This is a genomic window from Vibrio hyugaensis, from assembly GCF_002906655.1.
GTDB classification, from domain to species: Bacteria; Pseudomonadota; Gammaproteobacteria; order Enterobacterales; family Vibrionaceae; genus Vibrio; species Vibrio hyugaensis.
On sequence record NZ_CP025794.1, the window covers coordinates 2,628,449 to 2,651,916 of the forward strand.

19 protein-coding genes are annotated in these 23,468 nt (G+C 47.0%); 11 read left to right on the forward strand and 8 right to left on the reverse strand.

Annotation, left to right across the window (positions count from 1 at the left end):
* Positions 1-23: 23 nt before the first annotated feature.
* From mreC to tldD, 7 genes are read left to right on the forward strand one after another with little or no spacing between them, the layout of a single operon-like run.
* Positions 24-914, forward strand: coding sequence for a rod shape-determining protein MreC (mreC, locus tag C1S74_RS12965; protein ID WP_038864553.1), 891 nt, complete (start codon positions 24-26; stop codon positions 912-914).
* Entirely contained in the window at positions 904-1,392 is a 489-nt protein-coding gene (mreD, locus tag C1S74_RS12970) for a rod shape-determining protein MreD (RefSeq protein WP_038864551.1), read from the forward strand. The genes mreC and mreD overlap by 11 nt, the downstream gene beginning before the upstream one ends.
* A 4-nt stretch (positions 1,393-1,396) precedes the next feature.
* Positions 1,397-1,966, forward strand: a complete 570-nt coding sequence (locus C1S74_RS12975; RefSeq protein WP_045400513.1) for a Maf family protein — start codon at positions 1,397-1,399, stop codon at positions 1,964-1,966.
* A gap of 18 nt (positions 1,967-1,984) precedes the next feature.
* Positions 1,985-3,454: a ribonuclease G gene (rng, locus tag C1S74_RS12980; protein ID WP_039975690.1), complete on the forward strand. Its 1,470-nt coding sequence runs from the start codon at positions 1,985-1,987 to the stop codon at positions 3,452-3,454.
* 11 nt (positions 3,455-3,465) lie between these two features.
* The gene (locus C1S74_RS12985; protein WP_045400515.1) at positions 3,466-7,344 is read left to right on the forward strand and encodes a YhdP family protein; all 3,879 of its coding nucleotides are present in this window, start codon (positions 3,466-3,468) and stop codon (positions 7,342-7,344) included.
* A gap of 39 nt (positions 7,345-7,383) precedes the next feature.
* Positions 7,384-8,205 carry a carbon-nitrogen hydrolase family protein gene (locus C1S74_RS12990; RefSeq protein WP_045400517.1) on the forward strand — a complete coding sequence of 274 codons (822 nt, stop codon included), beginning with the start codon at positions 7,384-7,386 and terminating at the stop codon, positions 8,203-8,205.
* A gap of 11 nt (positions 8,206-8,216) precedes the next feature.
* The gene (gene tldD / locus C1S74_RS12995) at positions 8,217-9,662 is read left to right on the forward strand and encodes a metalloprotease TldD (protein ID WP_005438159.1); all 1,446 of its coding nucleotides are present in this window, start codon (positions 8,217-8,219) and stop codon (positions 9,660-9,662) included.
* A gap of 70 nt (positions 9,663-9,732) precedes the next feature.
* Here the strand turns inward: tldD and C1S74_RS13000 are convergent, their stop codons facing one another.
* Positions 9,733-11,109 carry a PhoH family protein gene (locus C1S74_RS13000; RefSeq protein ID WP_045400520.1) on the reverse strand — a complete coding sequence of 459 codons (1,377 nt, stop codon included), beginning with the start codon at positions 11,107-11,109 and terminating at the stop codon, positions 9,733-9,735.
* A gap of 536 nt (positions 11,110-11,645) precedes the next feature.
* Here C1S74_RS13000 and rapA point away from each other — a divergent pair.
* A complete protein-coding gene (gene rapA / locus C1S74_RS13005) occupies positions 11,646-14,555 on the forward strand; it encodes an RNA polymerase-associated protein RapA (RefSeq protein WP_038864536.1) in 2,910 nt (969 codons plus the stop codon).
* Between the two features lie 96 nt (positions 14,556-14,651).
* On the opposite strand, the gene C1S74_RS13010 is transcribed toward rapA, so the two are convergent.
* Positions 14,652-15,917, reverse strand: a complete 1,266-nt coding sequence (locus C1S74_RS13010; RefSeq protein WP_045400523.1) for an NRAMP family divalent metal transporter — start codon at positions 15,915-15,917, stop codon at positions 14,652-14,654.
* A gap of 240 nt (positions 15,918-16,157) precedes the next feature.
* On the opposite strand from C1S74_RS13010, the gene rluA reads away from it, so the two are divergent.
* Together rluA and C1S74_RS13020 are read left to right on the forward strand one after the other, a co-directional pair.
* Positions 16,158-16,910, forward strand: coding sequence for a bifunctional tRNA pseudouridine(32) synthase/23S rRNA pseudouridine(746) synthase RluA (gene rluA / locus C1S74_RS13015; protein WP_045400525.1), 753 nt, complete (start codon positions 16,158-16,160; stop codon positions 16,908-16,910).
* Positions 16,911-16,942: 32 nt separating this feature from the next.
* Positions 16,943-17,905: a D-2-hydroxyacid dehydrogenase gene (locus tag C1S74_RS13020; protein ID WP_045400527.1), complete on the forward strand. Its 963-nt coding sequence runs from the start codon at positions 16,943-16,945 to the stop codon at positions 17,903-17,905.
* A 65-nt stretch (positions 17,906-17,970) separates the two neighbouring features.
* Here C1S74_RS13020 and yjgA read toward each other — a convergent pair whose 3' ends face one another.
* Complete coding sequence (gene yjgA / locus C1S74_RS13025; protein ID WP_038864526.1) at positions 17,971-18,498, reverse strand: ribosome biogenesis factor YjgA; 528 nt, start codon at positions 18,496-18,498, stop codon at positions 17,971-17,973.
* A 110-nt stretch (positions 18,499-18,608) separates the two neighbouring features.
* Between yjgA and pmbA the strand changes: the two genes are divergently transcribed.
* Positions 18,609-19,952, forward strand: coding sequence for a metalloprotease PmbA (gene pmbA, locus C1S74_RS13030; protein WP_045400529.1), 1,344 nt, complete (start codon positions 18,609-18,611; stop codon positions 19,950-19,952).
* An 89-nt stretch (positions 19,953-20,041) separates the two neighbouring features.
* On the opposite strand, the gene mgtE is transcribed toward pmbA, so the two are convergent.
* The 5 genes from mgtE to hpf all read right to left on the reverse strand — a co-directional run bounded on the left by mgtE (position 20,042) and on the right by hpf (position 23,456).
* Positions 20,042-21,397, reverse strand: a complete 1,356-nt coding sequence (mgtE, locus tag C1S74_RS13035; RefSeq protein WP_038864521.1) for a magnesium transporter — start codon at positions 21,395-21,397, stop codon at positions 20,042-20,044.
* Between the two features lie 166 nt (positions 21,398-21,563).
* A complete protein-coding gene (locus tag C1S74_RS13040) occupies positions 21,564-21,839 on the reverse strand; it encodes an HPr family phosphocarrier protein (protein WP_038879700.1) in 276 nt (91 codons plus the stop codon).
* A 2-nt stretch (positions 21,840-21,841) separates the two neighbouring features.
* A complete protein-coding gene (gene rapZ / locus C1S74_RS13045; protein ID WP_038864517.1) occupies positions 21,842-22,705 on the reverse strand; it encodes an RNase adapter RapZ in 864 nt (287 codons plus the stop codon).
* Between the two features lie 14 nt (positions 22,706-22,719).
* A complete protein-coding gene (gene ptsN / locus C1S74_RS13050; RefSeq protein ID WP_038864515.1) occupies positions 22,720-23,166 on the reverse strand; it encodes a PTS IIA-like nitrogen regulatory protein PtsN in 447 nt (148 codons plus the stop codon).
* A gap of 2 nt (positions 23,167-23,168) precedes the next feature.
* Complete coding sequence (gene hpf / locus C1S74_RS13055; protein WP_039975697.1) at positions 23,169-23,456, reverse strand: ribosome hibernation promoting factor; 288 nt, start codon at positions 23,454-23,456, stop codon at positions 23,169-23,171.
* Positions 23,457-23,468: the final 12 nt, after the last annotated feature.

Below are 23,468 nucleotides of genomic sequence, written 5' to 3' on the forward strand. Positions count from 1 at the left end.
GTAGCAATCAGGTTAAAAACAAGATGAAACCGATTTTTGGCAGAGGACCATCTCTGCAATTGCGTCTGTTTTTTGCTGTCATCGTGTCGGCGAGCTTAATGCTGGCTGATAACCGTCTAGATACGTTTTCCAACGTCCGATATTTATTGAACAGTATGGTTGCGCCTATTCAGTACGCGGCCAATATGCCTCGTAGCATGTTTGATGGAATGTTCGAGCGTTTTAATACCCGTCAGGCATTGATTGAAGGCAATCGCAATTTGAAGCGAGAAGTGCTTCGCCTGAAGAGCGAGCTTATCTTGCTCGATCAATACAAAGAAGAAAACCAACGCTTACGTAAACTGCTTGGCTCTTCATTCGTCCGTGACGAGAAGAAAGTCGTGACAGAGGTCATGGCTGTTGATACATCGCCATACCGCCACCAAGTGGTGATCGATAAAGGTCGTATTGATGGTGTTTACGTCGGTCAGCCTGTTATCAATGAGAAAGGTATTGTTGGTCAGGTGACGTTTGTTGCAGCGCACAACGCACGTGTTCTTCTCCTCACTGATGCGAAAAACGCAATTCCAGTTCAAGTGATTCGTAACGATATTCGAGTCATTGCATCAGGTAATGGTGAGGTTGATGAGATCCAATTGGAGCACATCCCAACCAGTACCGATATTCAAGTGGGTGATCTGCTGGTGACATCGGGTCTTGGTGGTATTTATCCAGAAGGCTACCCTGTCGCAACTGTTACGAATGTCGATCACGATACTCGCCAAGAATTCGCATCAATCAAAGCGGAACCTGTGGTTGAGTTTGATCGCCTGCGCTACTTGCTATTGATTTGGCCGAATGAAGACCGCCAACACAAAGTACTGCAGTCGAATGTAGAAGAAGGTTCAGAACAAGAGGTAACCGATGGCCAATAGTGTATTTAGAAGCCGAATGGTCATCGGCGTTAGCTTCTTCGTCGCGCTAGTCCTGCAAACCATTCCGTGGCCAGGTGTTTTGGATCTACTGCGTCCATCATGGCTGTTCCTCGTTACCTGTTACTGGGTGCTGGCATTGCCACACCGTGTCAATGTTGGTACCGCTCTGGTTTTAGGTTTGCTTTGGGATATTTTGATTGGTTCGACGCTTGGGATCCGAGGGATGATGATGTCGATCATTATCTACCTAGTGGCGCTCAATTTCTTGGTAATCCGTAACATGGCATTGTGGCAACAATCTATTTTGATTGCCTTTTTTACCGTGCTACTGGAACTTCTCATCTTCTGTGGGGAATATTTGAACCAGGACGTAGTATTTAATCCGTTATCTCTGTGGACTGCGGCAATAAACTGTATACTTTGGCCATGGATGTTTTTACTGATGCGACGCGTCCGTCGCGCATGGCACGTAAGGTAACGTTGTGAAAAAGGGCTTATCCCTCGTTCTCGCATCGGGTTCTCCGAGAAGAAAAGAGCTGCTTGCTCAGTTAGGTTATGATTTTGATATTGTGCTTCCTGATATAGAGGAAGCCAAACAAGATCACGAGCAAGCACAAGACTACGTTTTGCGACTCTCTCTGGAAAAAGCTCAAGCAGGCTTAGCGATAGCTAAGCCTGATTCCGTTATATTGGGCTCTGATACCGTAGTGGTATGCGATAACCAAGTACTAGAAAAACCAAAAAGTTTTGAAGATTCAAAACGTATGCTCAGTAATTTATCGGGTCGTCAGCATCAAGTGATGACCGCTGTGAGCGTCGTATCATCAGAACAACAACACTCAGTGGTCGTTATCACTGACGTGTGGTTCAAACCACTGACTCATGAAGAAATAGAACGATACTGGCAGTCAGGTGAACCATGCGATAAAGCTGGAAGTTATGGTATTCAAGGACTCGGAGGGCGTTTCGTCACCCGAATCGAAGGCAGTTATCACGCCGTAGTAGGCTTACCTTTGTTCGAAACCGATCAGCTAATTCAAGAATTTTTATAATTGTTTTGAGGTGTGCACATGAGTGCAGAATTGCTGCTAAACGTGACCCCGAGTGAAACTCGCGTGGCCATGATTGAAGGTGGAGTACTACAAGAAGTTCATATAGAGCGAGAATCACGCCGTGGCATTGTTGGCAATATTTACAAAGGCAAAGTAAGCCGTGTATTGCCAGGCATGCAAGCGGCGTTTGTCGATATTGGTCTGGATAAAGCGGCATTTTTGCACGCGTCAGACATCGTTCCTCACACGGAATGTGTCGCAGAGAACGAAAAACAACAATTCCAAGTACGTGATATTTCTGAGTTGGTTCGCCAAGGCCAGGATATCGTTGTGCAAGTGGTGAAAGATCCACTTGGTACCAAAGGCGCACGTCTGACAACTGACATCACCCTTCCTTCTCGTTACCTTGTCTTTATGCCGGGAGCGAGCCACGTTGGTGTGTCTCAGCGTATTGAAAGTGAAACAGAGCGTGAGCGTTTGAAGAAAGTGGTTAATCACTACTGTGATGAGCACGGTGGCTTTATCATTCGTACTGCGGCAGAAGGTGCCGATGAGAAAGAGCTTTCTCAAGATGCGGCATTTTTGAAGCGTTTATGGCAGAAAGTCATGGAGCGTCGTTCTAAGTACAAAACCCGTTCTACCTTGTACGGTGAGCTAGGTTTAGCGCAGCGCATCTTGCGTGATTTTGTTGGCACTGAGCTTGACAAAATCATGGTCGACTCTCGCCTTGAATACGAGAACCTGAAAGAGTTTACGTCTGAATATGTGCCAGAGTTGACTGATAAGCTTGAGCTGTATGAAGGTGATAAGCCAATCTTCGATATGTACGACACAGAGAACGAAATCCAACGCTCTCTGGAACGCAAAGTTGAGCTTAAATCTGGCGGCTACCTGATCATCGATCAAACCGAAGCTATGACTACTGTCGACATCAATACTGGCGCGTTTGTTGGTCGTCGCAATCTAGAAGAAACCATCTTCAATACGAACGTTGAAGCGACACAAGCAATCGCACGTCAACTTCGTCTGCGCAACCTTGGTGGTATCATCATTATCGACTTTATCGATATGGCATCGGATGAACACCGTAAGCGTGTACTTACCTCTTTAGAAGGTGCTCTGTCAAAAGACCGTGTGAAAACTAACATCAATGGCTTTACTCAGCTAGGGTTAGTAGAGATGACGCGTAAGCGTACGCGTGAAAGTATTGAACATATCTTGTGTTCTAGCTGTCCTACTTGTGAAGGTCGTGGCAGCGTGAAGACTGTCGAAACCGTGTGTTACGAGATTCTGCGTGAAATCACCCGAGTGAACCGCGCTTATGATGCGGACAACTTTGTTGTGTATGCATCGCCATTTGTCGCGGAAACGCTGTTGGGCGATGAGTCCCATGCGCTCGCTGAACTCGAAGTATTTATTGGTAAGCAAGTTCGTATTCAAGCTGAACACCTGTACATTCAGGAGCAGTTTGACGTCGTGATGATGTAATTGGAAAATTTGTGAATTCTGGTTTTAACCGTTTCGGGCGCTTCTGCGCGTGGAGCTTGGTTACTCTGTTGGTTCTTTTAGCCATACTAGTAACTACCCTGCGCGTAGCATTGCCACAACTTAACCACTTCCAAGATGAGATCAAAACCTGGGTCAAGCAAGGCACAGGTTTTGACTTTTCTATCACCAGCGTTGCTGGTTCTTGGCGTAATAGCCACCCCTCGATTTCGTTGCAAGGTTTAGAGGCGAATTTGCCGAATAACCAAGACGCACGTTTTGCCGTTGATGAAATTCATATCGAATTTGATTTGATCCAATCGATTTTCAAGTTTCGACCTGTGGTCGCAGATTTGACAATCGACGACTTGGCTTTAGATATTCGTACCGTCGATCTTCTGTCCAAATCAGAAGGCAAAGAACCGCAAGCGAATGCCAGTAAAAATGAAAGCAAATTGATCGACCAACTCGATTCATTGCTGTTACGTCAATTTGAAGATTTTACCATTACGGACTCGCGCATTTGGTACAAATCGGTCTCTGGCGAAACGCGCCGCTTAGACATAGAGCAGCTTCGTTGGAGTAACGATGGCAAGCACCATTTAGCAGAAGGAACCGTAAGCATTGCGGATGCGAGTTTGAATGCTTTGTTAGTGCGTGCCAACTTCAAAGATCATGGTTCACTACGCGATGTTTCAGGTGAATTCTATGTGAGTGCACAAGACCTTTCTGTCACACCTTGGTTAACCACTTACATGCGTGATGAATCAGGTGTGGAATCGGGCAAGGTGAGCCTGAATACATGGCTCACTCTAAAACACAGCCAGCCGAATTATGCCTATGTTGAATTGCAGCCATCTGAGCTGGTTTGGAATGAAAATGGCCGTCATGACTTATTGCTTGAATCAGGCATTTTTAAGCTTTCCCCAGACAAAGATGGTTGGAAAGTAAATGGTCACTCACTGCAAATCCGCACTGATGACCGACCTTGGCCAGAGTTAGACGTCGCGTTTGATTGGCAGCCGGATGGTTGGTTACTTAATCTGTCTCAACTTGATATTGAAGCATTGACGCCATTAATCAAGTTAGCGCCAGAGTCGGAATCAACGAGTGAATTGCTTAACAAACTCGCACCCAAAGGACGAGTGGAAGACATTCGTCTTTCAATGAGCGGTGGGCTTGATACCCTGCGCTACTCTGCCGATCTAGACCAATTAGGCTTAACCCAATGGGAGTTATTGCCGGGCTTTAACCACGTGCAAGGTACTGTAGCTGGTGACTTAAATCAGGCGAAAGCCAAAGTTACCGTGATTGATGATGTTTTCCCATACGGTGATGTTTTCCAAGCGCCACTGAATATCAAACAAGGTCAGGTGGACATTATTTGGCAGCAAGACGAGAGCGGCTGGCGTTTGTGGTCAGATAAAGTGACTGCAGCGACACCTGACTTACAGGTACTTGGCGCGTTCCGTCTTGATTTCCCGAAAGAGCAAAGCCCATTCCTATCGTTTTATGCCGAAGCTGACCTCTACAACGCGGGTGAAACTTGGCGTTATCTGCCAACTCTTGCGCTTGGGCAAGACCTGACCGACTACCTATCTACCGCAATTCAAGGTGGTAAGGTCAATACTGCAAAACTGCTTTGGTATGGTGAGCTTGGTGATTTTCCATACAAAGAACACAACGGTATGTTCCAAGCTTGGGTTGGATTGAAGAATGCGAAATTCAGTTTTGACACGGCGTGGCCAACCATCACCAATCTACAGTTAGATTTGCTGTTCGAAAACGATGCAATGTATTTGGACTCGAAGTCTGCGACGTTAAATGGTGTCAAAGCTAAGCGAATTACAGGACGTATTCCGGAGCTCGCTGAAGGCGGTCACATCGAAATCGAAGCCAAGGCTAGTGCGCCGGGCAATGAAGTTCGTGATTACATGATGGCAACCCCTCTCGTCGATTCAGTTGGTGCGGCTTTGACGGCATTGCAAGTGAGTGGTCCTGTTTATTCAGAGTTCCAACTCAATATCCCATTTGACTCCGAGAAAGACGCGCGTGCTTGGGGTTACGCCGATCTTAAAAACAACCGTGTTGATATTGATGCGCCGCCGATGACGTTAGAAAACGCGACGGGCCGTATCAAGTTTGATAACGACGTTGTGACCACTTCTGGCTTGTCGGCCGAACTGTTGAAACAGCCTATTTCACTTGATTTTCGTGGTGAGAATGCCGAACAAGGCTACAACGTGACCATCAACACCCTAGGTGATTGGGAAGTCGGCCCACTTAAGCCTTATCTTGGTGAGCGCTGGTTGAGCCTCGTTTCTGGTCATGCGCCTTGGCAAATGGACATCGACTTACAACTCAATGACGTAGGCTTTACGTATCAGGTAGACGTTTTGGCGCAACTTAGTCAGCTTGTGAGTGATTACCCTTACCCGTTAGCGAAAAAGCGTGGAGAAAGAGGGCAAGCCAAACTACAAGCATCGGGCAACCAAGAAAGTATCTCTGCTCGTTTAGAAATACCAAATGCGAAATACCAAACTGAAATTGATATTTCAGGAGATGTGCCGGAACTGACGGCAACGCATCTGGTTTTAGGTAATGGTGGTTTTAAAATTAGCCCAGTCGTTGGCCACAATGCCTCGATTCGTTTGGATGATCTGAGCTTAGATCGTTGGGCTGATCTTATGCACGTGCCGCAAAGTAAAACTCAATCTGTACTATCGAGCATGAAAACGCCAACCATTCCACTGCCGACGCGTATTAACATGGATGTGCAGAACTTAGAGCTTGGTGGAATTGAGTTCCATGATGTGGATTTGAATGCACGTAAAAAGAACTCGAGTTGGCAATTAGAAGTAGACAGCCAAGAGGTGAAGGGCAAAGCAAATTACCTCAAACCTTCTGACTTATCTGTCTCTTTAGATCATTTGCATTTGTATATTCCTGGCTTTGATGAGATGACCAAAGAACGCAGTTCTCTGTTTGCCAGTGAAGATCAAGCCGCGCCGCTTATCTCAAACTTTGACCGAAAATTTCACGCTGAGATGCCAAACTTAACCTTGAACATTGATGATTTCTGGCTGCAGGGCTACAAGGTCGGCAAGGTAAATGTGGACGTCGAGCGTGCTAATAACCGCCTCGAATGGAAAAATGTTAACTTCAGTAGTGGCCAGAGCCGCGTTGATATGAGTGGTTGGTGGGAACTGAATAAAGAGCGCAGTCATTCAAACTTAACTATGAAAGTCAAAGGCGAAAACAACAGTGACTTAATGGAGCGTTTTGGTATTACTTCCGGCATCCAACAAGCACCGTTTGAGATCAATGCCAAAGTTGATTGGGATGGCGCGCCGTGGTCAATGAAGACACAGAGTTTACAAGGTGACGTGTCTACTGAATTTGGCAAAGGCGTGATCACTGAAGTCAGCGGCGCGGCGCGATTGCTTGGTCTCTTCAGTCTTGATTCCATCATTCGTAAGATGCAGCTCGACTTTACTGACGTATTCGATAAAGGGATGGCATTCAACTCAATCACGGGGACAGGCAAGATCCAAGATGGCGTGTTTATCACCAACGATATCGTGATGGATGCATTAGCTGGAGAGATGAAGATTCGCGGTATTGCTGACATGAACACGCGCTTGGTAGATGCGGAAGTGAACTTCACACCAGACATCACTTCGGGTATTCCAATGCTGACCGCCTTTGCAGTAGCACCTCAAACCGCGTTGTACGTACTGGCGATTTCGACCGTTATCTCTCCTGTGGTAGAAGTCTTCACGCAGGTAAACTACGAAGTGAAAGGTCCTCTGGATTCACCTACCGTAAAAGAGATTTCACGCAGTAAAGGTGAATACAAGTTGCCAGAAAAACTGCGTGAGCAAGCGAAGTAATTACGCGGTCAGTCTTCTGACGAACAAGGAATTGAATACATGGAACGTGTTGGCATCATTCAAATGACATCGGGTCCAGATATCGAGGAGAATCTGGATTTCATTGCCAAGCAATGTGCATTGGCAGCTGAGCAAGGTGTGAAGCTGGTTGTGACACCAGAAAACGCTACGCAGTTTGCCAATCGAGAGGCGTATCACCAGAATGCAGAAACTTTGGGTGACGGTCCTATTCAGCGGTGTTTATCTGAGATCGCACAACGCAATCAATTAACTCTAATAGTCGGCAGCATGCCGATTCGCACTGAACAAGGTGTGACTACCACGACATTGGTTTTCTCACCGCAAGGCGAGTGCATTGCTCACTACGATAAGCTGCATATGTTTGATGTGGATGTCGCTGACGGGCACGGCAGTTATCGCGAGTCGGATACTTTTACCGCTGGCAATCGCATCGTGACGGCAGAGACCAATATTGGTACGGTAGGCTTAAGTATTTGCTACGACGTACGCTTTCCTGAATTGTTTAAAGCGCTACGCTTAGCAGGAGCGCAAGTTATTGTGGTACCCGCTGCGTTTACCGCGGTGACGGGGCAAGCGCATTGGGAAGTACTGCTAAGAGCGCGAGCGATTGAAACCCAATGTTGGGTTCTTGCCTGCGGTCAAACGGGGACGCATCCATGTGGTCGTCAAACCTGGGGGCACTCTATGGTGATTGACCTTTGGGGGCGCGTTCACCAACAATTGAATGACCAAGTAGGATTGCTGGTGGCCGAGATAGATTTGTCACACAACCAGCAAGTAAGGCAGAATATGCCGCTGACTCAACACAGTCGCTTTCAAAATGAATTGAAACGGAAATAAAAGAGCTAACTATGAGCATAAACCAAATAGAACAGGCACTCCTTGCCCCAAACGGTCTGACAGAGCAAGACATCGCTGACACACTAGCGAGCATTGCGACGCGCCAGATCGATTATGCGGACATTTACTTTCAGTCCAGCTGGCACGAGTCTCTGGTTCTAGAAGACAGCATCATTAAAGATGGCTCTTTCAATATTGACTGTGGTGTCGGTGTACGAGCAGTCACAGGCGAGAAAACCGGTTTCGCCTATTCAGACCAAATTCAACTAGACGGTTTGAAGCAAAGTGCGATTGCCGCGCGTGGTATTGCGCAGCAAGGCCAAAATGGCAAAGTGCACGCATTCAAACGTTCTGATAACCAAGCTTACTACGATGCGGTAAACCCATTAGCAAGCTGGGAAAAGCAACAAAAAACCGAACTGTTGTTGTCTCTAGATGCGTACATTCGTACCAAAGAGCCAATGATCAAAGAAGTGTCGATCAGCATCAGTGGTGTCCATGAGCAAATGTTGGTTGCTGCAACCGACGGTACTTACGCTGGTGACATTCGCCCGCTTGTTCGTCTTTCAATCAGTGTTCTTGCTGAAAAAGGCGATCGTCGTGAACGCGGCAGTGCTGGTGGTGGTGGTCGCTTCGGTTACGACTTCTTTCTGTCTGAAACGAATGGCGTGAAACAAGCCTTCCAATTCGCTGATGAAGCGATTCGTATGGCGCTAGTGAATCTAGAAGCAGAAGCGGCACCTGCAGGCATGATGCCTGTGGTACTTGGTTCTGGCTGGCCGGGCGTATTGCTGCACGAAGCGGTAGGTCACGGTTTAGAAGGTGACTTCAACCGCAAAGAGTCATCAGTGTTCTCTGGCAAGATGGGTGAGCAAGTGACGTCTCCACTTTGTACTATCGTGGATGATGGTACGTTGAAAGACCTACGCGGATCATTGAACGTCGATGATGAAGGTGTAAACGGTCAGTACAACACGCTTATCGAAAATGGTGTGCTAAAAGGCTACATGCAAGACAAGCTAAACGCACGTCTAATGGGTGTAAACCCAACAGGTAACGGTCGCCGTGAGTCTTATGCGCATCTACCAATGCCACGTATGACTAACACTTACATGCTACCGGGTGAGCACACACCAGAAGAGATCATCTCTACGGTGAAGAAAGGTCTGTACGCACCAAACTTCGGTGGCGGTCAGGTGGATATCACTTCTGGTAAGTTCGTGTTCTCTGCATCGGAAGCGTACTTGATTGAAGATGGTAAAATCACTCGCCCAGTGAAAGGCGCAACGCTCATCGGTTCCGGTATTGAAGCGATGCAGCAAGTCTCTATGGTTGGTAACGACCTAAGCATCGACAGAGGTGTTGGTGTGTGTGGTAAGGCGGGTCAAAGTGTGCCGGTTGGCGTTGGTCAGCCTACATTGAAGCTTGATTCCATCACCGTTGGTGGCACTGAATAAACTTCATCTGAAGCAGAATTAAAAAGAGCGCTCATTGAGCGCTCTTTTGGTTTTAGGGGGAGATGATTCGCTATAGGTTCTCTTCCGCAAACTCTGCTAAGCGACTTCGCACCACACCATTTAGGTGGATATTGGCGCTGCCTTCAAAGTTCTTGAAACGTTCAACCATATACGTCAAACCAGACGTCACTGGGGTTAGGTAGTGAGAGTCAATCTGTGCCAAGTTACCGGAACACACAATCTTAGTGCCTTCACCACAACGGGTGATGATGGTTTTGATTTGTGAAGCGGTTAAGTTCTGACACTCATCGAGCAGGACAAAGGCGTTCTGGATAGAGCGGCCACGCATAAAGTTAATCGACTTAAACTGAATGTTGGCTTTATCACAGATGTACTTCATCGAACCTTCGGTGCAATGATCGTTCTTGTGCAGCGCTTCCAAGGTATCGGTCACCGCTGCTAACCAAGGCATCATTTTCTCTTCTTCCGAGCCCGGTAAGAAACCAATCGACTCGCCAATATCTGGCGTGTTACGCGTCACGATGATCTTATCGAACATGCCTTTTTCAATGGTTTGTTCCAATGCAGCTGCCATGGCGAGCAGTGTCTTACCACTACCGGCGGCACCGGTCAGAATAACCAAATCAATATCTGGATCGAGCAGGGCATCCATCGCCATGCCTTGATAGATATTTTTCGGTGTAATGTCCCAAGCGCGGCGATGCATCATGCGTTCACGGCTGAGGTCGAGCAAGGTGAGCTTATCTTCATTGATGGTTTCTACTCGACCTACAAAATCACTCTCTTCATCAATCACGTATTGATTAATAAAGGTCGGGTCGAACGGTTCGCGGCTGAGTTTATGGAACGTTTTTCCACCCAGCGTGTAGCTTTCCACCTCATCCACACCACTCCAAAATTCGCCTTCACGTTGTTGAAAGCCTTTGGTGAGGTATTGGATATCATCAATCAGCTGATCCGTACGATAGTCTTCAACGAAACGTACGCCAGCACCTTTGGCTCGCAAACGCATGTTGATGTCTTTGGTTACGAGCACAACTTCGCGTGGTGCGCGTTTGTTTTGCAGATAAAGCACCGCATTGAGTATGCGGTTATCACCGGCTTTGTCGGCGAAGGCTTTGACGGTTTCCTGCAATTCGAAGTCCGCCAAAATAGAGATGGTGCCTTGGCTTGGGTTGTCTTTAGAAACGGGAATGCCTTCTGAAATTTCATCAGGCGTGGCTTCTCTAAATAAATCCTCCAAAGCGCGAATCGCAACGCGTGCATCTCGTGCAACATCACGTTTGCTGTCTTTGATTCGATCGAGTTCTTCCAACACAGTCATAGGGATGACGACATCGTGTTCTTGGAAAGAGAAGATGGCGAAGGGTTCATGAAGAAGAATGTTGGTATCGAGTACAAATAGTTTCCGATCGGTATCGCCCATAGCGTCTCCTTGCCGCAGCGCGGCTTTGCTGGCTAGTAGTTAAGAAGGAACAGACTTCCTAACTCTGATTGCTTGCAATAGAGGTTGTCGGGCAATGTCGGTTAGTGCGCAACCGAGTAGCAAGACAACTTACTGCAAACCCGTGTTGATCCTAATCGTGTACTTAATGCGCTCAAATCATGCACGATGACTCTAAGCGCCCCTCAATAGAAGTATACGTAATATTTACTTCTTACAACTTAATAATTGTCATGAGTTTTTTACAATTTGATTGCATTCCTAATTCAGGAAAAAAAGTTTGTCCTCTGGGCGGTTTCGACGTGACCTAAATCACAGCTTCAAGTAAGATTAGCGACCTTTTTCTGCGTATAGGCTACGTCCGATTTATCATGTGCAGCTGGCTTAAAAATGCACAGCACAAAGTGGCATGACAAGCACGATTGGCATAGCAGAAGCCAGAATCAGATCTAAACTAATATCCATGCCCATCGGGATGGGTAGAGACCAACAAGAAACAACAACGAGGTAGTCAATTCATGACATTTGCTTTGGGGCAGCGCTGGATTAGCGATACGGAAAGCGATTTAGGTTTAGGTACCGTAGTGGCAATGGATGCTCGTACTGTGACATTGATGTTTGCAGCATCAGAGGAAAACCGAGTTTACGCACGTAACGATGCACCAGTTACCCGAGTAACGTTCAACGTCGGTGATGTCATCGATTGCCAAGAAGGTTGGTCATTAAAAGTTGAAGAAGTACTGGAAGATGAAGGTTTATACACCTATTTCGGTACTCGTGAAGACACGCAAGAAACGGCGATCGTGTTGCGTGAAATCTTCCTAAGCAACCACATTCGTTTTAACAAACCGCAAGACAAGTTGTACGCAGGTCAAATCGACCGCATGGACAACTTTGTACTTCGCTACCGTGCGCTACAAAACCAATTTGAACAACACAAGAGCCCAATGCGTGGTCTGTGTGGCATGCGTGCAGGTTTGATTCCTCACCAGCTGTACATTGCACACGAAGTCGGTCGCCGTCACGCGCCTCGCGTATTGCTAGCGGATGAAGTGGGTCTTGGTAAAACCATCGAAGCGGGCATGATCATCCACCAACAAGTACTGGCGGGTCGTGCCGAGCGTATTCTTATCGTGGTACCAGAGACACTGCAACACCAGTGGCTCGTTGAGATGATGCGTCGTTTCAACCTGCACTTCTCTATCTTCGATGAAGAACGTTGTATTGAAGCTTTTGCAGAAGCAGAAAACCCATTTGATACGCAGCAATACGTACTGTGTTCACTGGATTTCCTACGTAAGAGCCGTAAGCGTTTTGAACAAGCGCTAGAAGGTGAGTGGGATCTATTGGTTGTCGATGAGGCGCACCATCTAGAGTGGAGCCAAGACAAACCAAGCCGCGAATACCAAGTGGTAGAAGGCTTGGCAGAACGCACAGCGGGTGTGTTACTGCTTACCGCAACGCCAGAGCAGCTAGGTCGTGAGAGCCATTTCGCTCGTCTACGTCTTCTAGATCCAGATCGTTTCTACGATTATGAAGCGTTTGTTGAAGAAGAAGAGCAATATGCACCTGTTGCGGATGCTATCACGTCGCTATTCTCTGGTGAGAAACTGCCAGACGAAGCGAAAAACCAAATTACAGAACTGCTTTCTGAGCAGGACGTTGAGCCGCTATTCCGTATTATCGAAAGCGACAGTGATGAAGAAGCGAAAGCGTCAGCACGCCAAGAACTGATCGACAACCTGATGGACCGTCACGGAACAGGTCGAGTGCTGTTCCGTAACACACGTGCTGCAATCAAAGGTTTCCCGAAGCGCAACGTGCATCTCATGCCAATGGATATTCCGCAGCAGTACACCACGTCAATGCGTGTATCAGGCATGATCGGTGGCAAGATGACACCAGAAGCGCGCGCGGTGAAGAACCTTTACCCAGAAGAAATCTTCCAAGAATTTGAAGGCGAAGATTCAAGCTGGTGGCAGTTCGACTCACGAGTGAACTGGTTACTTGAAAAAGTAAAAGAGAAGCGCAGCGATAAAGTATTGGTTATCGCTTCTCGTGCAAGCACTGCACTGCAACTTGAGCAAGCATTGCGTGAGCGTGAAGGTATTCGTGCAACCGTATTCCACGAAGGCATGTCGATTCTTGAGCGTGATAAAGCAGCGGCTTACTTCGCACAAGAAGAAGGTGGCGCGCAGGTTCTTATCTGTAGCGAAATCGGCTCAGAAGGTCGTAACTTCCAGTTTGCTAACCAGCTTGTGATGTTCGATTTGCCATTCAACCCAGACTTGTTAGAGCAACGTATTGGCCGTCTGGACCGTATCGGTCAGAAGCGTGATATCGACATCCACGTACCTTACCTAAAAGGTACTTCACAAGCGATCCTTGCGCGTTGGTTCGATGAAGGTCTGAACGCGTTTGCTGAAACGTGTCCAACAGGTCGCGCGGTTTACGATAAGTACTCTGATGCACTGATTGAAATGCTGGCATCTGGTGATGTTTCAAGCCTTGATGAAGTGATTGAAGAATCAGCGAAGATGAACAAAGAGCTGAAATCACAACTTGAGCAAGGTCGTGACCGCCTGCTAGAAATGCACTCAAACGGCGGCGATAAAGCGCAGCAAATCGTTGAGAAAATCGCATCGACGGATGGCGATACAAACCTAGTGACATTCGCGTTGTCTCTGTTCGATACCATCGGTCTGAACCAAGACGACAAGGGTGAAAACGCACTGATTGTAACTCCATCTGAGCACATGATGGTGCCAAGCTACCCAGGTTTGCCATACGAAGGCGCGACAATCACGTTTGACCGCGATACCGCGCTGTCTCGCGAAGACATGCACTTCATCAGTTGGGAACACCCAATGATTCAAGGCGGTATCGATCTGCTGATGAGCGAAGGTGTGGGTACGTCAGCGGTTTCTTTGCTGAAGAACAAAGCGCTACCAGTGGGCACTATCTTGCTTGAGTTGGTTTACGCGGTGGATGCGCAAGCACCAAAACGCAGCGGTATTACGCGTTTCCTACCGAAGACGCCAATCCGCATGATGATGGACGGTCGTGGTAATGATCTGTCTTCTCAGGTTGAGTTTGAAGGTTTCAACCGTCAGCTTAGCCCAGTAAACCGTCACCTAGGCAGCAAGCTAGTGACATCAGTACAGAAAGACATCCACAGCCTCATCGAAGCGGGTGACGCATTGGTTGAGCAGAAAGTGGAAGAGATTCGCAAGCAAGCACAGCAAGACATGCAACAAAGCTTGAATGCAGAGCTTGAGCGCCTACAAGCACTGAAAGCTGTTAACCCGAACATCCGTGACGAAGAAATTGAAGCGATTGAAGAACAAATCAAAGAGCTAACAGGTTATATCAACCAAGCTCAGGTTCAGCTAGATTCGCTACGTTTAATTGTCGTCAGCCACAACTAATCAGCGTCCATACAAACGAAAAAAGGTCTTCAATTGAAGACCTTTTTCTTTATCTGAGCTTTTATCTCATAAGCTCAGTTGATTGCTCACAGCTGATTACATCAACCACTTCCACCAAATGAATAGCGCTAAGAAGCCGAATAAGTAAATCAAACCAGCAATCGACAACCACTTCAATTTACGACCCAGCGCCAATGGCTTAGGCAAGTCGGTTTTACTCACTAGAATATAGTTTAAAAGCGCGAAGAATGGCGTCGTCATAAACGCCAATACCATGGCAAAGTTCAACATCGGTAATAGTGCTGAAGCCCAGAAAACAACGATACCTAAAGCACATAGAGAAACAATAAGCATGATGGCCGACGTCGCTTTTGGATCGGTTTCTGGTTGTGAACGCAGCAACCGTTGAGAGTCTGAAATCACACGCGAGTAGCCGTCAATTACCGTAATGGTGCTGCCGAAGATACAAAAGAACGCAATCACAGCAATCAGGTAACGTGACCATTCACCAATGGTTGAGGCGTACAAGCCAACAAGCTGATGGGAGAAGCCTACGCCGGAGCTCTTAAGCTCAATACCTGAACCGTGCAGCATCAACGCACCTAGTGATACAAACACCAAAGCCAATACCGCAGTACCAATGTAGCCGACGTTGAAATCAAACAGGGCAGATTTTGCCGTAACTTCTTGTTGGCTAGTTTGGCGCTTTAGCCACGCAGACGTTAAACAAGAGATCTCGATTGGAGCAGGCATCCAGCCCATGGTCACAACGATAAAGCCGATGGCAGCAATTGACCACGGAGAAGGGGATTCAAAGTTCGCAACAGGCTCTACAGGGTTTCCAAACGCTATCGCAACCGCAAGTAGCGTCGCTATCGTTAAGACCGTCATAATGACTTTTGAAAGTGTATCCAGTGCTTTGTAGTGGCCGACGAATAAAATCACTAAACATGTTACCAAAACAATGACACTGAGTGATGCCATCGACAAAGAAAATGGAATGAAATAGCCCAACAAGCTCGCACTGAACATCAACAGTGCTGCTGTGTTGATGACCGCAGAAACGGAACTGAGGAATAAGAACAACCACAAGTATGGGCGACCAAGTTTGGCATAGCCTTCAACCAACGTTTTACCAGTGCCCATGGTGTACTGCACGCCTGCTCGGAAGAATGGGTATTTAAAAAGGTTTACCAGCAGGATGAGCGCCGCAAGTTGCCAGCCGTAGATAGCCCCAGCTTTGGTGGATGCAACAAGGTGAGAACCACCGACGGCGGCAGAGGCCATGAGAATACCAGGGCCAAGAGAGCGGAAGAATTGCGAGACTTTGGATTGGGGTTGATCGGATACTGCGGATTCCATTTATTATTGTCCTTTTTGTGTCAACTAGTGCTTATAAATAACATTACCGCTCAGCTTGTCAATTTATATTTACGAAGTGATTTTTTTAATTTTTCTCTTCGTTATTGACTTGGTTGTTTTTGTTATTTCTAAAAGTTATATCGATGGTAAAAAGAGGCAGGATTTAAGCGATTTTTCTGCATGCATCTTTGCATCTCTTGGGTATAATCAGCGCGTTTTTATTCTGTAGAGATCCTGCCCATGGCAATGCTTGAGTACAATCCACCAACCGACCCTTGGATTGATGTCGTTTTTGAAGATGAGCAAATTTTGGCGGTAAACAAGCCATCTGGTTTGCTTTCTGTGCCGGGGCGTCTTGCTGAGCATCACGACAGCATGTGGAGTCGCTTAACCGAGCAATATCCAGACATTCAAGTCGTGCATCGTTTAGATATGTGCACTTCTGGCTTAATGGTTCTTGCTAAAAACAAGCGTGCAGAAAGTGCGTTAAAAAAACAGTTTCAATACCGATTGACGCATAAAATCTACTACGCACGTGTTTGGGGCCATATTGAACAAGAAGAGGGCGAGATCGATCTGCCTTTGATTTGTGATTGGCCGAATCGTCCTCTGCAGAAAGTATGCTTTGAAGATGGCAAACCCTCTAGGACGATCTTCCAAGTAGCGAAGCGAGAAGAACACCCTGATGGTTCAAAGACGACGATTGTGCGTTTATTGCCGATTACAGGCCGCTCACACCAATTGCGTGTTCATATGCAAGCGTTAGGTCACCCAATTGTGGGTGATGAGTTCTACGCAACAGAAGAAGCAAAAGCCTTCTCTGAACGTCTAGAGTTGCACGCCGCAGAGCTGAGCTTTTATCACCCGAAAACCGATTGGTTGCGCAGTATTTTTGTTCCTTGTGATTTTTACCTAGAAGCGGAAGAGATGATCTTTGACTATTTCAACCCAGCGCGTAAATTACCAGATTACAAAACACTGCCACGTCCATAAATTCATCTTTAGGCAGTGAACAAGGAGTTGTTATGTCACTGCCTAAAGTGGTCTTCCTCGACCGAGCGACCATCCCAGCCCAAATTCAAATACCTCGTCCAAGCTTTGCCCATGATTGGGTGGAATACGATCTGACTTCTTCTGAGCAAGTTGTTGAGCGTCTTGCTGATGCGGATATCGTGATCAGCAACAAGGTGGTGCTCGACCAATCTGTTCTCATTCAACTTCCTCACCTCAAGATGATTGCCGTCGCGGCAACGGGCTTTAATAACGTCGATGTAAACTATTGCGCCGAGCACAACATCGCGGTTACCAACGTGCGTGGCTATGCGACCCGCTCTGTGCCAGAACACGTTATCGCGATGCTGTTTGCTTTGCGTCGTAACTTGTTTGGTTATCACCAAGATATCGCTGCTGGCGAATGGCAGCGCAACAAGCAGTTCTGTTTCTTTACGCATCCGATTGGAGATGTTGCAAGCAGCACCTTAGGTGTGCTTGGCAGCGGCGCATTAGGTCAAGCAACGGCACAATTGGCAAAAGCATTGGGTATGAATGTGTTGTTTGCAGAACGTAAAGGTGTAACAGAGTGCCGAGAAGGCTATGTTTCTTTTACCGAGATGTTGGATCAAGCGGACGCCATCACGCTACATTGTCCATTGAATGATGAGACACATAATTTGATTGGTGAAGCGGAACTTAAGCAGATGAAGCCAACGTCTATTTTGATTAATACCGGACGTGGCGGCTTGGTGGATGAGCAAGCTTTGGTCGATGGGTTAAAGCAAGGTGAGATTGCTGGGGCTGGGTTTGATGTCTTTACCCAAGAACCCGCTGATGAAAGCAACCCGTTGATTGCGAATATGCATTTGCCTAACTTGCTACTAACGCCGCATGTTGCGTGGGGAAGTGATTCTTCGATACAGCGTTTAGCTGAGATTTTAATTGAGAATATTAACGCGTTTGATCGTGGTGAGAACCTCAATCGTCTAGCGTAATACTAGAAAATAGGCATAAAAAAAGCAGACACAAAGGTCTGCTTTTTGCGTTCTTAAGCATTGAATTAGATTTCTTCTTCGTTCAAGGCTTTTAGAATTTGGAAAATTTCACGGTAAGATTTTGCTGGTTTACCGGCCTTCTTCTCTTTCGCTGCTTGGCGAGCAAGTTGGCGTAGACGTTGACGGTCTGCTTCTGGATAAAGCTCCATAACGTCATCAATTGCTTTGTCGCCCTCTTCGACTACACGATCACGCAGCGCTTCAAGCTTGTGTAGTGCCGCTGTTGCTTGCGAGTGTTTGTTGCGAACTTTGTCTAGTGCCGCTTGGATTGGCTCTGGATCTTCGTAACGCATTAACTTACCGATACGTTGCAGTTGACGACGGCGTGCTTCGTTTTTAAAGCGCTGCGCATCAGCAATTGCTTCGCGTAGGTCTTCGCTCAATGGAAACTTTTCGAGAGCTGCTGGCTTAAGGCCGACAAGCTCTTCGCCAAGCTTTTGCAGCTCTTCCATGTCGCGCTTCATCTCGGATTTACTTACCCAGATGATCTCTTCTTCTGGTTCCCATGGCGCTTTTTGATTCTTACGTGCCATTTCAGTTGCCTGTGTTTTGATTAATATTATGACTATTTTAACAAGAATCGTGGGGAGAAAGCGAAATTCTTGTTATTCTATTGTACATCGAATACATGATGTGAAAGACAATGGATATTAAACAGCAGGTTGCTGAGCAACGTACCGAGCTAGAACAAGCCGTTTCACGTGCACTAGAAATCGCTGCGGCGAAGTCTGATGCCGCTGAAGTCGCAATTACCAAGAGCACGGGTTTGAGTGTTTCCACTCGCATGGGTGACGTGGAAAACGTTGAATTCAACAGCGACGGCGCACTGGGTATTACCGTTTACCGTGGCCAACGTAAAGGCAGTGCTTCCACATCCGATTTGAGCGAAGCGGCTATCGAGCAAACGGTGTTAGCAGCATTAGACATCGCTCAATACACATCAGAAGATCCATTCGCGGGCCCAGCTCCGAAAGAATATATGGTGAAAGAGGTGCCTGATTTAGACCTTTTCCACCCAGACGCACCCGATCCAGATTACGCAGCACAAGTTGCGATTGCCGCTGAAAAAGAAGCACTTAACTACAGCGATGCGATTAAGCAAAGCGATGGTGCGAGCTATGACAGTCATTACGGCGTCAAAGTGTACGGTAACAGCCATGGCTTGTTGGCAAGCTACGCGTCAAGTCGCCACAGCACCAGCTGTTGTGTGATTGGTGTAGGCAAAAATGGTGAGATGGAGCGTGACTACAGCTACACCGTTGCTCGCCATCGTGACGACCTTTGGGCTCCTGAAGTGGTTGGCCGCAGTGCCGCAGAAAAAACCATCAGTCGCTTAGACGCTCAAAAGCTGAAAACGGGTAAGTACCCAGTCATGTTTGCTGCGGACGTAGCGACAGGTTTGATTGGCCATCTAGTGATGGCAATCAGCGGTGGTAACCTGTACCGTAAATCCTCTTTCTTACTTGATCACCTCGGCAAGCAAGTACTTCCAGAATGGTTCAATATTTCAGAGCGCCCACATGTCTTACGTGGCCTAGCTTCTAGTCCATTTGATAGTGAAGGTGTGTACACGCAAGATCGTGAAATCATCACCGATGGTGTACTCGCGACTTACCTGCTAACGAGTTATGCGGCTCGTAAAATGAAAATGGACCCAACTGGCCATGCTGGTGGTATCCACAACTGGTACGTGAAGTCGACGGGACAAAGTTTCGAGCAAATGCTGAGAGAGCTTGGCACAGGTTTACTAGTAACTGAAACCATGGGCCAAGGCGTGAACGTCGTGACAGGTGATTACTCTCGTGGTGCTGCTGGCTTCTGGGTAGAAAATGGTGAAATCCAATACCCAGTATCAGAAATTACCATTGCGGGTAACCTAAAAGACATGTTCAACCAAATTGTTGCCGTGGGTAGCGATGTGGAAACGCGTTCTCAAATCCAAACCGGCTCTATCTTGCTTGATACCATGAAGGTGGCGGGCGAATAATATCACCCCGCTAACCGCTAGATGCAAAAAAGCCTGATGTACTCATCAGGCTTTTTTATTGCTTGTTCATGGCAGTTTATGACATGAGATTAAATCAGCAGGGTCGCGAGGCCTAAGAAGACTGACAAACCAATCACGTCAGTGACCGTGGTCAGTGCCATACCGCCAGCCAGGGCTGGGTCGATGTTCATTTTCTTGAGTAGAATAGGGATGGTTACGCCGGCAACACCTGCTACAAAAAGGTTGGTCAACATGGCCGCAGAGATGATACCGCCAAGCATCCAGTTTCCTTTCCAAGCAACCACGATACCGCCGATGATCAGCGCCCACATGATGCCGTTAAGTAAACCGATAGCTGCTTCCTTCAGCAATAGTTCTCGTTTGTTTGAATCACCAATATGACCAAGTGCTAAACCGCGGATCACCAGAGCGACCGTTTGGTTACCCGCAACGCCACCCATCGATGGAACAATGGTCATCAAGACGGCGATAGCCGCCATTTGCTCTAGTGTTGCTTCAAACATGTTGGATACTGAGGCCGCCGCTAGTGCTGCAAGGACATTGGCACCGAGCCAAATACTGCGTTTACGAGCGGATTTTACGACAGGTGCGAAGGTGTCTTCATCGTCATCCATGCCCGCCATACTCATCATTGAGTGTTCGGCATCTTCACGGATAACATCGACCACGTCATCGATGGTGATACGACCAACCAGATGTTGGTTTTCATCAACCACAGGTGCAGATACCCAGTTACGACGTTCAAATAGACTAGCAACATCAGAGTCACTGGTATCTACGGTAATTGCATCGTCGGCATCTTCCATCACTGCACTGACTTTGACATCAGGTTGAGTGGTAATCAGTGTGGTAATCGGCAGTTCGCCAATCAGCTTACTATCATCATCAATGACGTATAACGCATCGGTTGCTTCTGGCAGTTCGCCTTTCATGCGTAAGTAGCGCAGGACAACGTCCACATCCACATCACCACGAATGGTGATTACGTCGGTGTTCATCAATCCGCCAGCGGTATCCTCAGGGTAGGATAGCGCCGTTTCGACTCGTTGACGGTCAGCGGTGTCCATCTGGGATAGAACTTCACGTGAGACGTCGTCAGGCAAGCTACGCAGTACGTAAGCCACATCATCAGTGTCCATGCCTTCCGTCGCTTCTGCAAGCGCTTCTGGGGCCATTTTGGACACGAGACTGTCTTTGACGTCTTCGTTTAGCTCGTCAAGAATCTCACCGTAGTCTTCTGGGTCAGTCAGTTGCCAGAGTACTTCACGACTTTTACGTGGAGAGGCTTCTAAAAGGTGGGCGATATCCTCAGGTTCCATGTCCTGCAATTGGCGACGAACATGGACAAAGCGGCCGTTTTCCAGCGCTTCTGTGACTTCTTGGAGGGCTTGGTGAGCTTGGTCGAATTCTATTTGCTCTGCCATTCATTCCCCCTAATTCCTGATATTTACAATGCTTTGAATAATAACTTAATTCTAGGCACCTTTTAATAACAACTTATGAAAGTCGACAAAATTATTTATCGGAATTTAAGTAGGAAGGGGAAGCGATGTGGAATATTTGGGTGTTAAAAATAAAAAAGCGAGTGAATCACTCGCCTTCATCAAACTTATCTTCAATCAAATGACAAACCGCATCAAGGGCTTGCTCTGATTGATCGCCAGTGGCGTGGATCGTCACGTATTGCCCTTGGGCGGACTCAAGCATTAATAGCCCCATAACGCTATCAGCGGTGGCTGTTTTATCTTCTTCGTTGTCGATCGTAATGATCGCATCGTAGCTTTGTGCCAGTTCGACCAGTTTTACCGCAGCGCGAGCGTGAAGCCCTAAGCGGTTTTGGATCAATACCTTACGACTTAATTCCACCGTTATTCCTTAACGTTTTTTTCCAATGAAGTGTGGCGAATTTGTACCTGATGGCCTTTGTCAGCGAAGAACTCACCAATTTTTTGCGTGAGATACACTGAGCGATGTTTACCACCAGTACAACCAATCGCGACAGTTAAGTAACTGCGATTGTTTTTTTCTAGCAGAGGCAACCAAGTCTCGATAAAACTTTCAATTTGATACTTAAGATCGAGTACAGATTGATGTTGCTCTAGGAAGGCTCCAATCGGGGCATCTAGACCTGTAAGAGGGCGCAATGCTGGTTCCCAATGCGGGTTTGGCAAGAAGCGCACATCAAACACGTAATCGGCATCAGAGGGTAGTCCATATTTGAAACCGAAGGATTCGAATACCATCACCAGATCTTTTCGATCTCGCCCTTCAACGCGCATACGTACGGTTTCGCTCAAGTCATGCAGGGATTGACCACTGCTGTTAAGCACTAAGTCCGCGTGTGCTTTTAAGGGCATCAGTATCTCGTGTTCTAACTCAATGGCTTGATCAAGAGATAAGGATTGAGCGCCAAGCGACAGCGGATGGATCCGTCTGGTTTCGCTGTAGCGTTTGAGTAAGGTCTCTTTGTTCGCATCTAAGAACAGCACCGTTACGTCTAACTCAGTTTTGAGTTTTTCGAGAGTGGTGTTCAGCTCTTTGAGTTTCTTTGGGATATTTCGAATATCGATACTTACGGCAACGTTCTGTTTACTGTCGGATACCGACTTTACAAACGCATCAAGCAAGTTAACTGGTAGGTTGTCTACGCAGTAATACCCTAAGTCCTCAAGTACGCGCAGGGCAACACTCTTCCCGGCACCGGAGTGCCCGCTAACAACAATTAATCGCATGGTGATCGCCTCGATTACTGATGAATCATAATGTCGTAGAGTTCTTCATCGCTCTGAGCTTTGCGCAGCATTTTTAACACTTGCTTGTCGCTCAAGCGTTCAGCCATAGAGGATAGTGTTTTGAGGTGTTCTTTGCACTGTTCTTCTGGAACCAGAAGCGCAAAGAGAAGGTCTACAGGTCGGTTGTCGATCGCATCAAACTCAATCGCTTCATCACATTGAAGTAATACGGCAATGGCTTTATCGCTGGATGACATTCTTGCGTGAGGGATAGCAATACCGTTGCCGATACCCGTACTACCCATCTTTTCTCTGCTGAGCATACACTCAAACAGTTCGGTTGAATCTTGGCCCGTGTTTTCAGCAACAATTTGGCTGATCATCTCTAGGGCTCGTTTCTTACTTGTACAATGGACTGCACTTTTGGTGCAGTCCAGTGACAGTATCTCGCTCAATTGCATGATTAATGACTGTTTAGTTTTTCTTTGTGCTTGTTAAGTTGACGAACTAATTTATCCACCAGCGAATCAATTGCTGCATACATACTTTCGTCATTCGATGACGCGTGGATTTCGCCCTGATTTATGTGAAGCGTAGCTTCCGCGATTTGGTTAAGTTTTTCAACTTTTAGTACAACTTGTACTTGGTTTATATGGTCGAAGAATCTATCGAGCTTCTGAAACTTTGATTGAACATAGTCTTGCATTGAATCGGTAAGATCAACGTGATGGCCTTGAATATTGATTTGCATAGACTTTCCTTT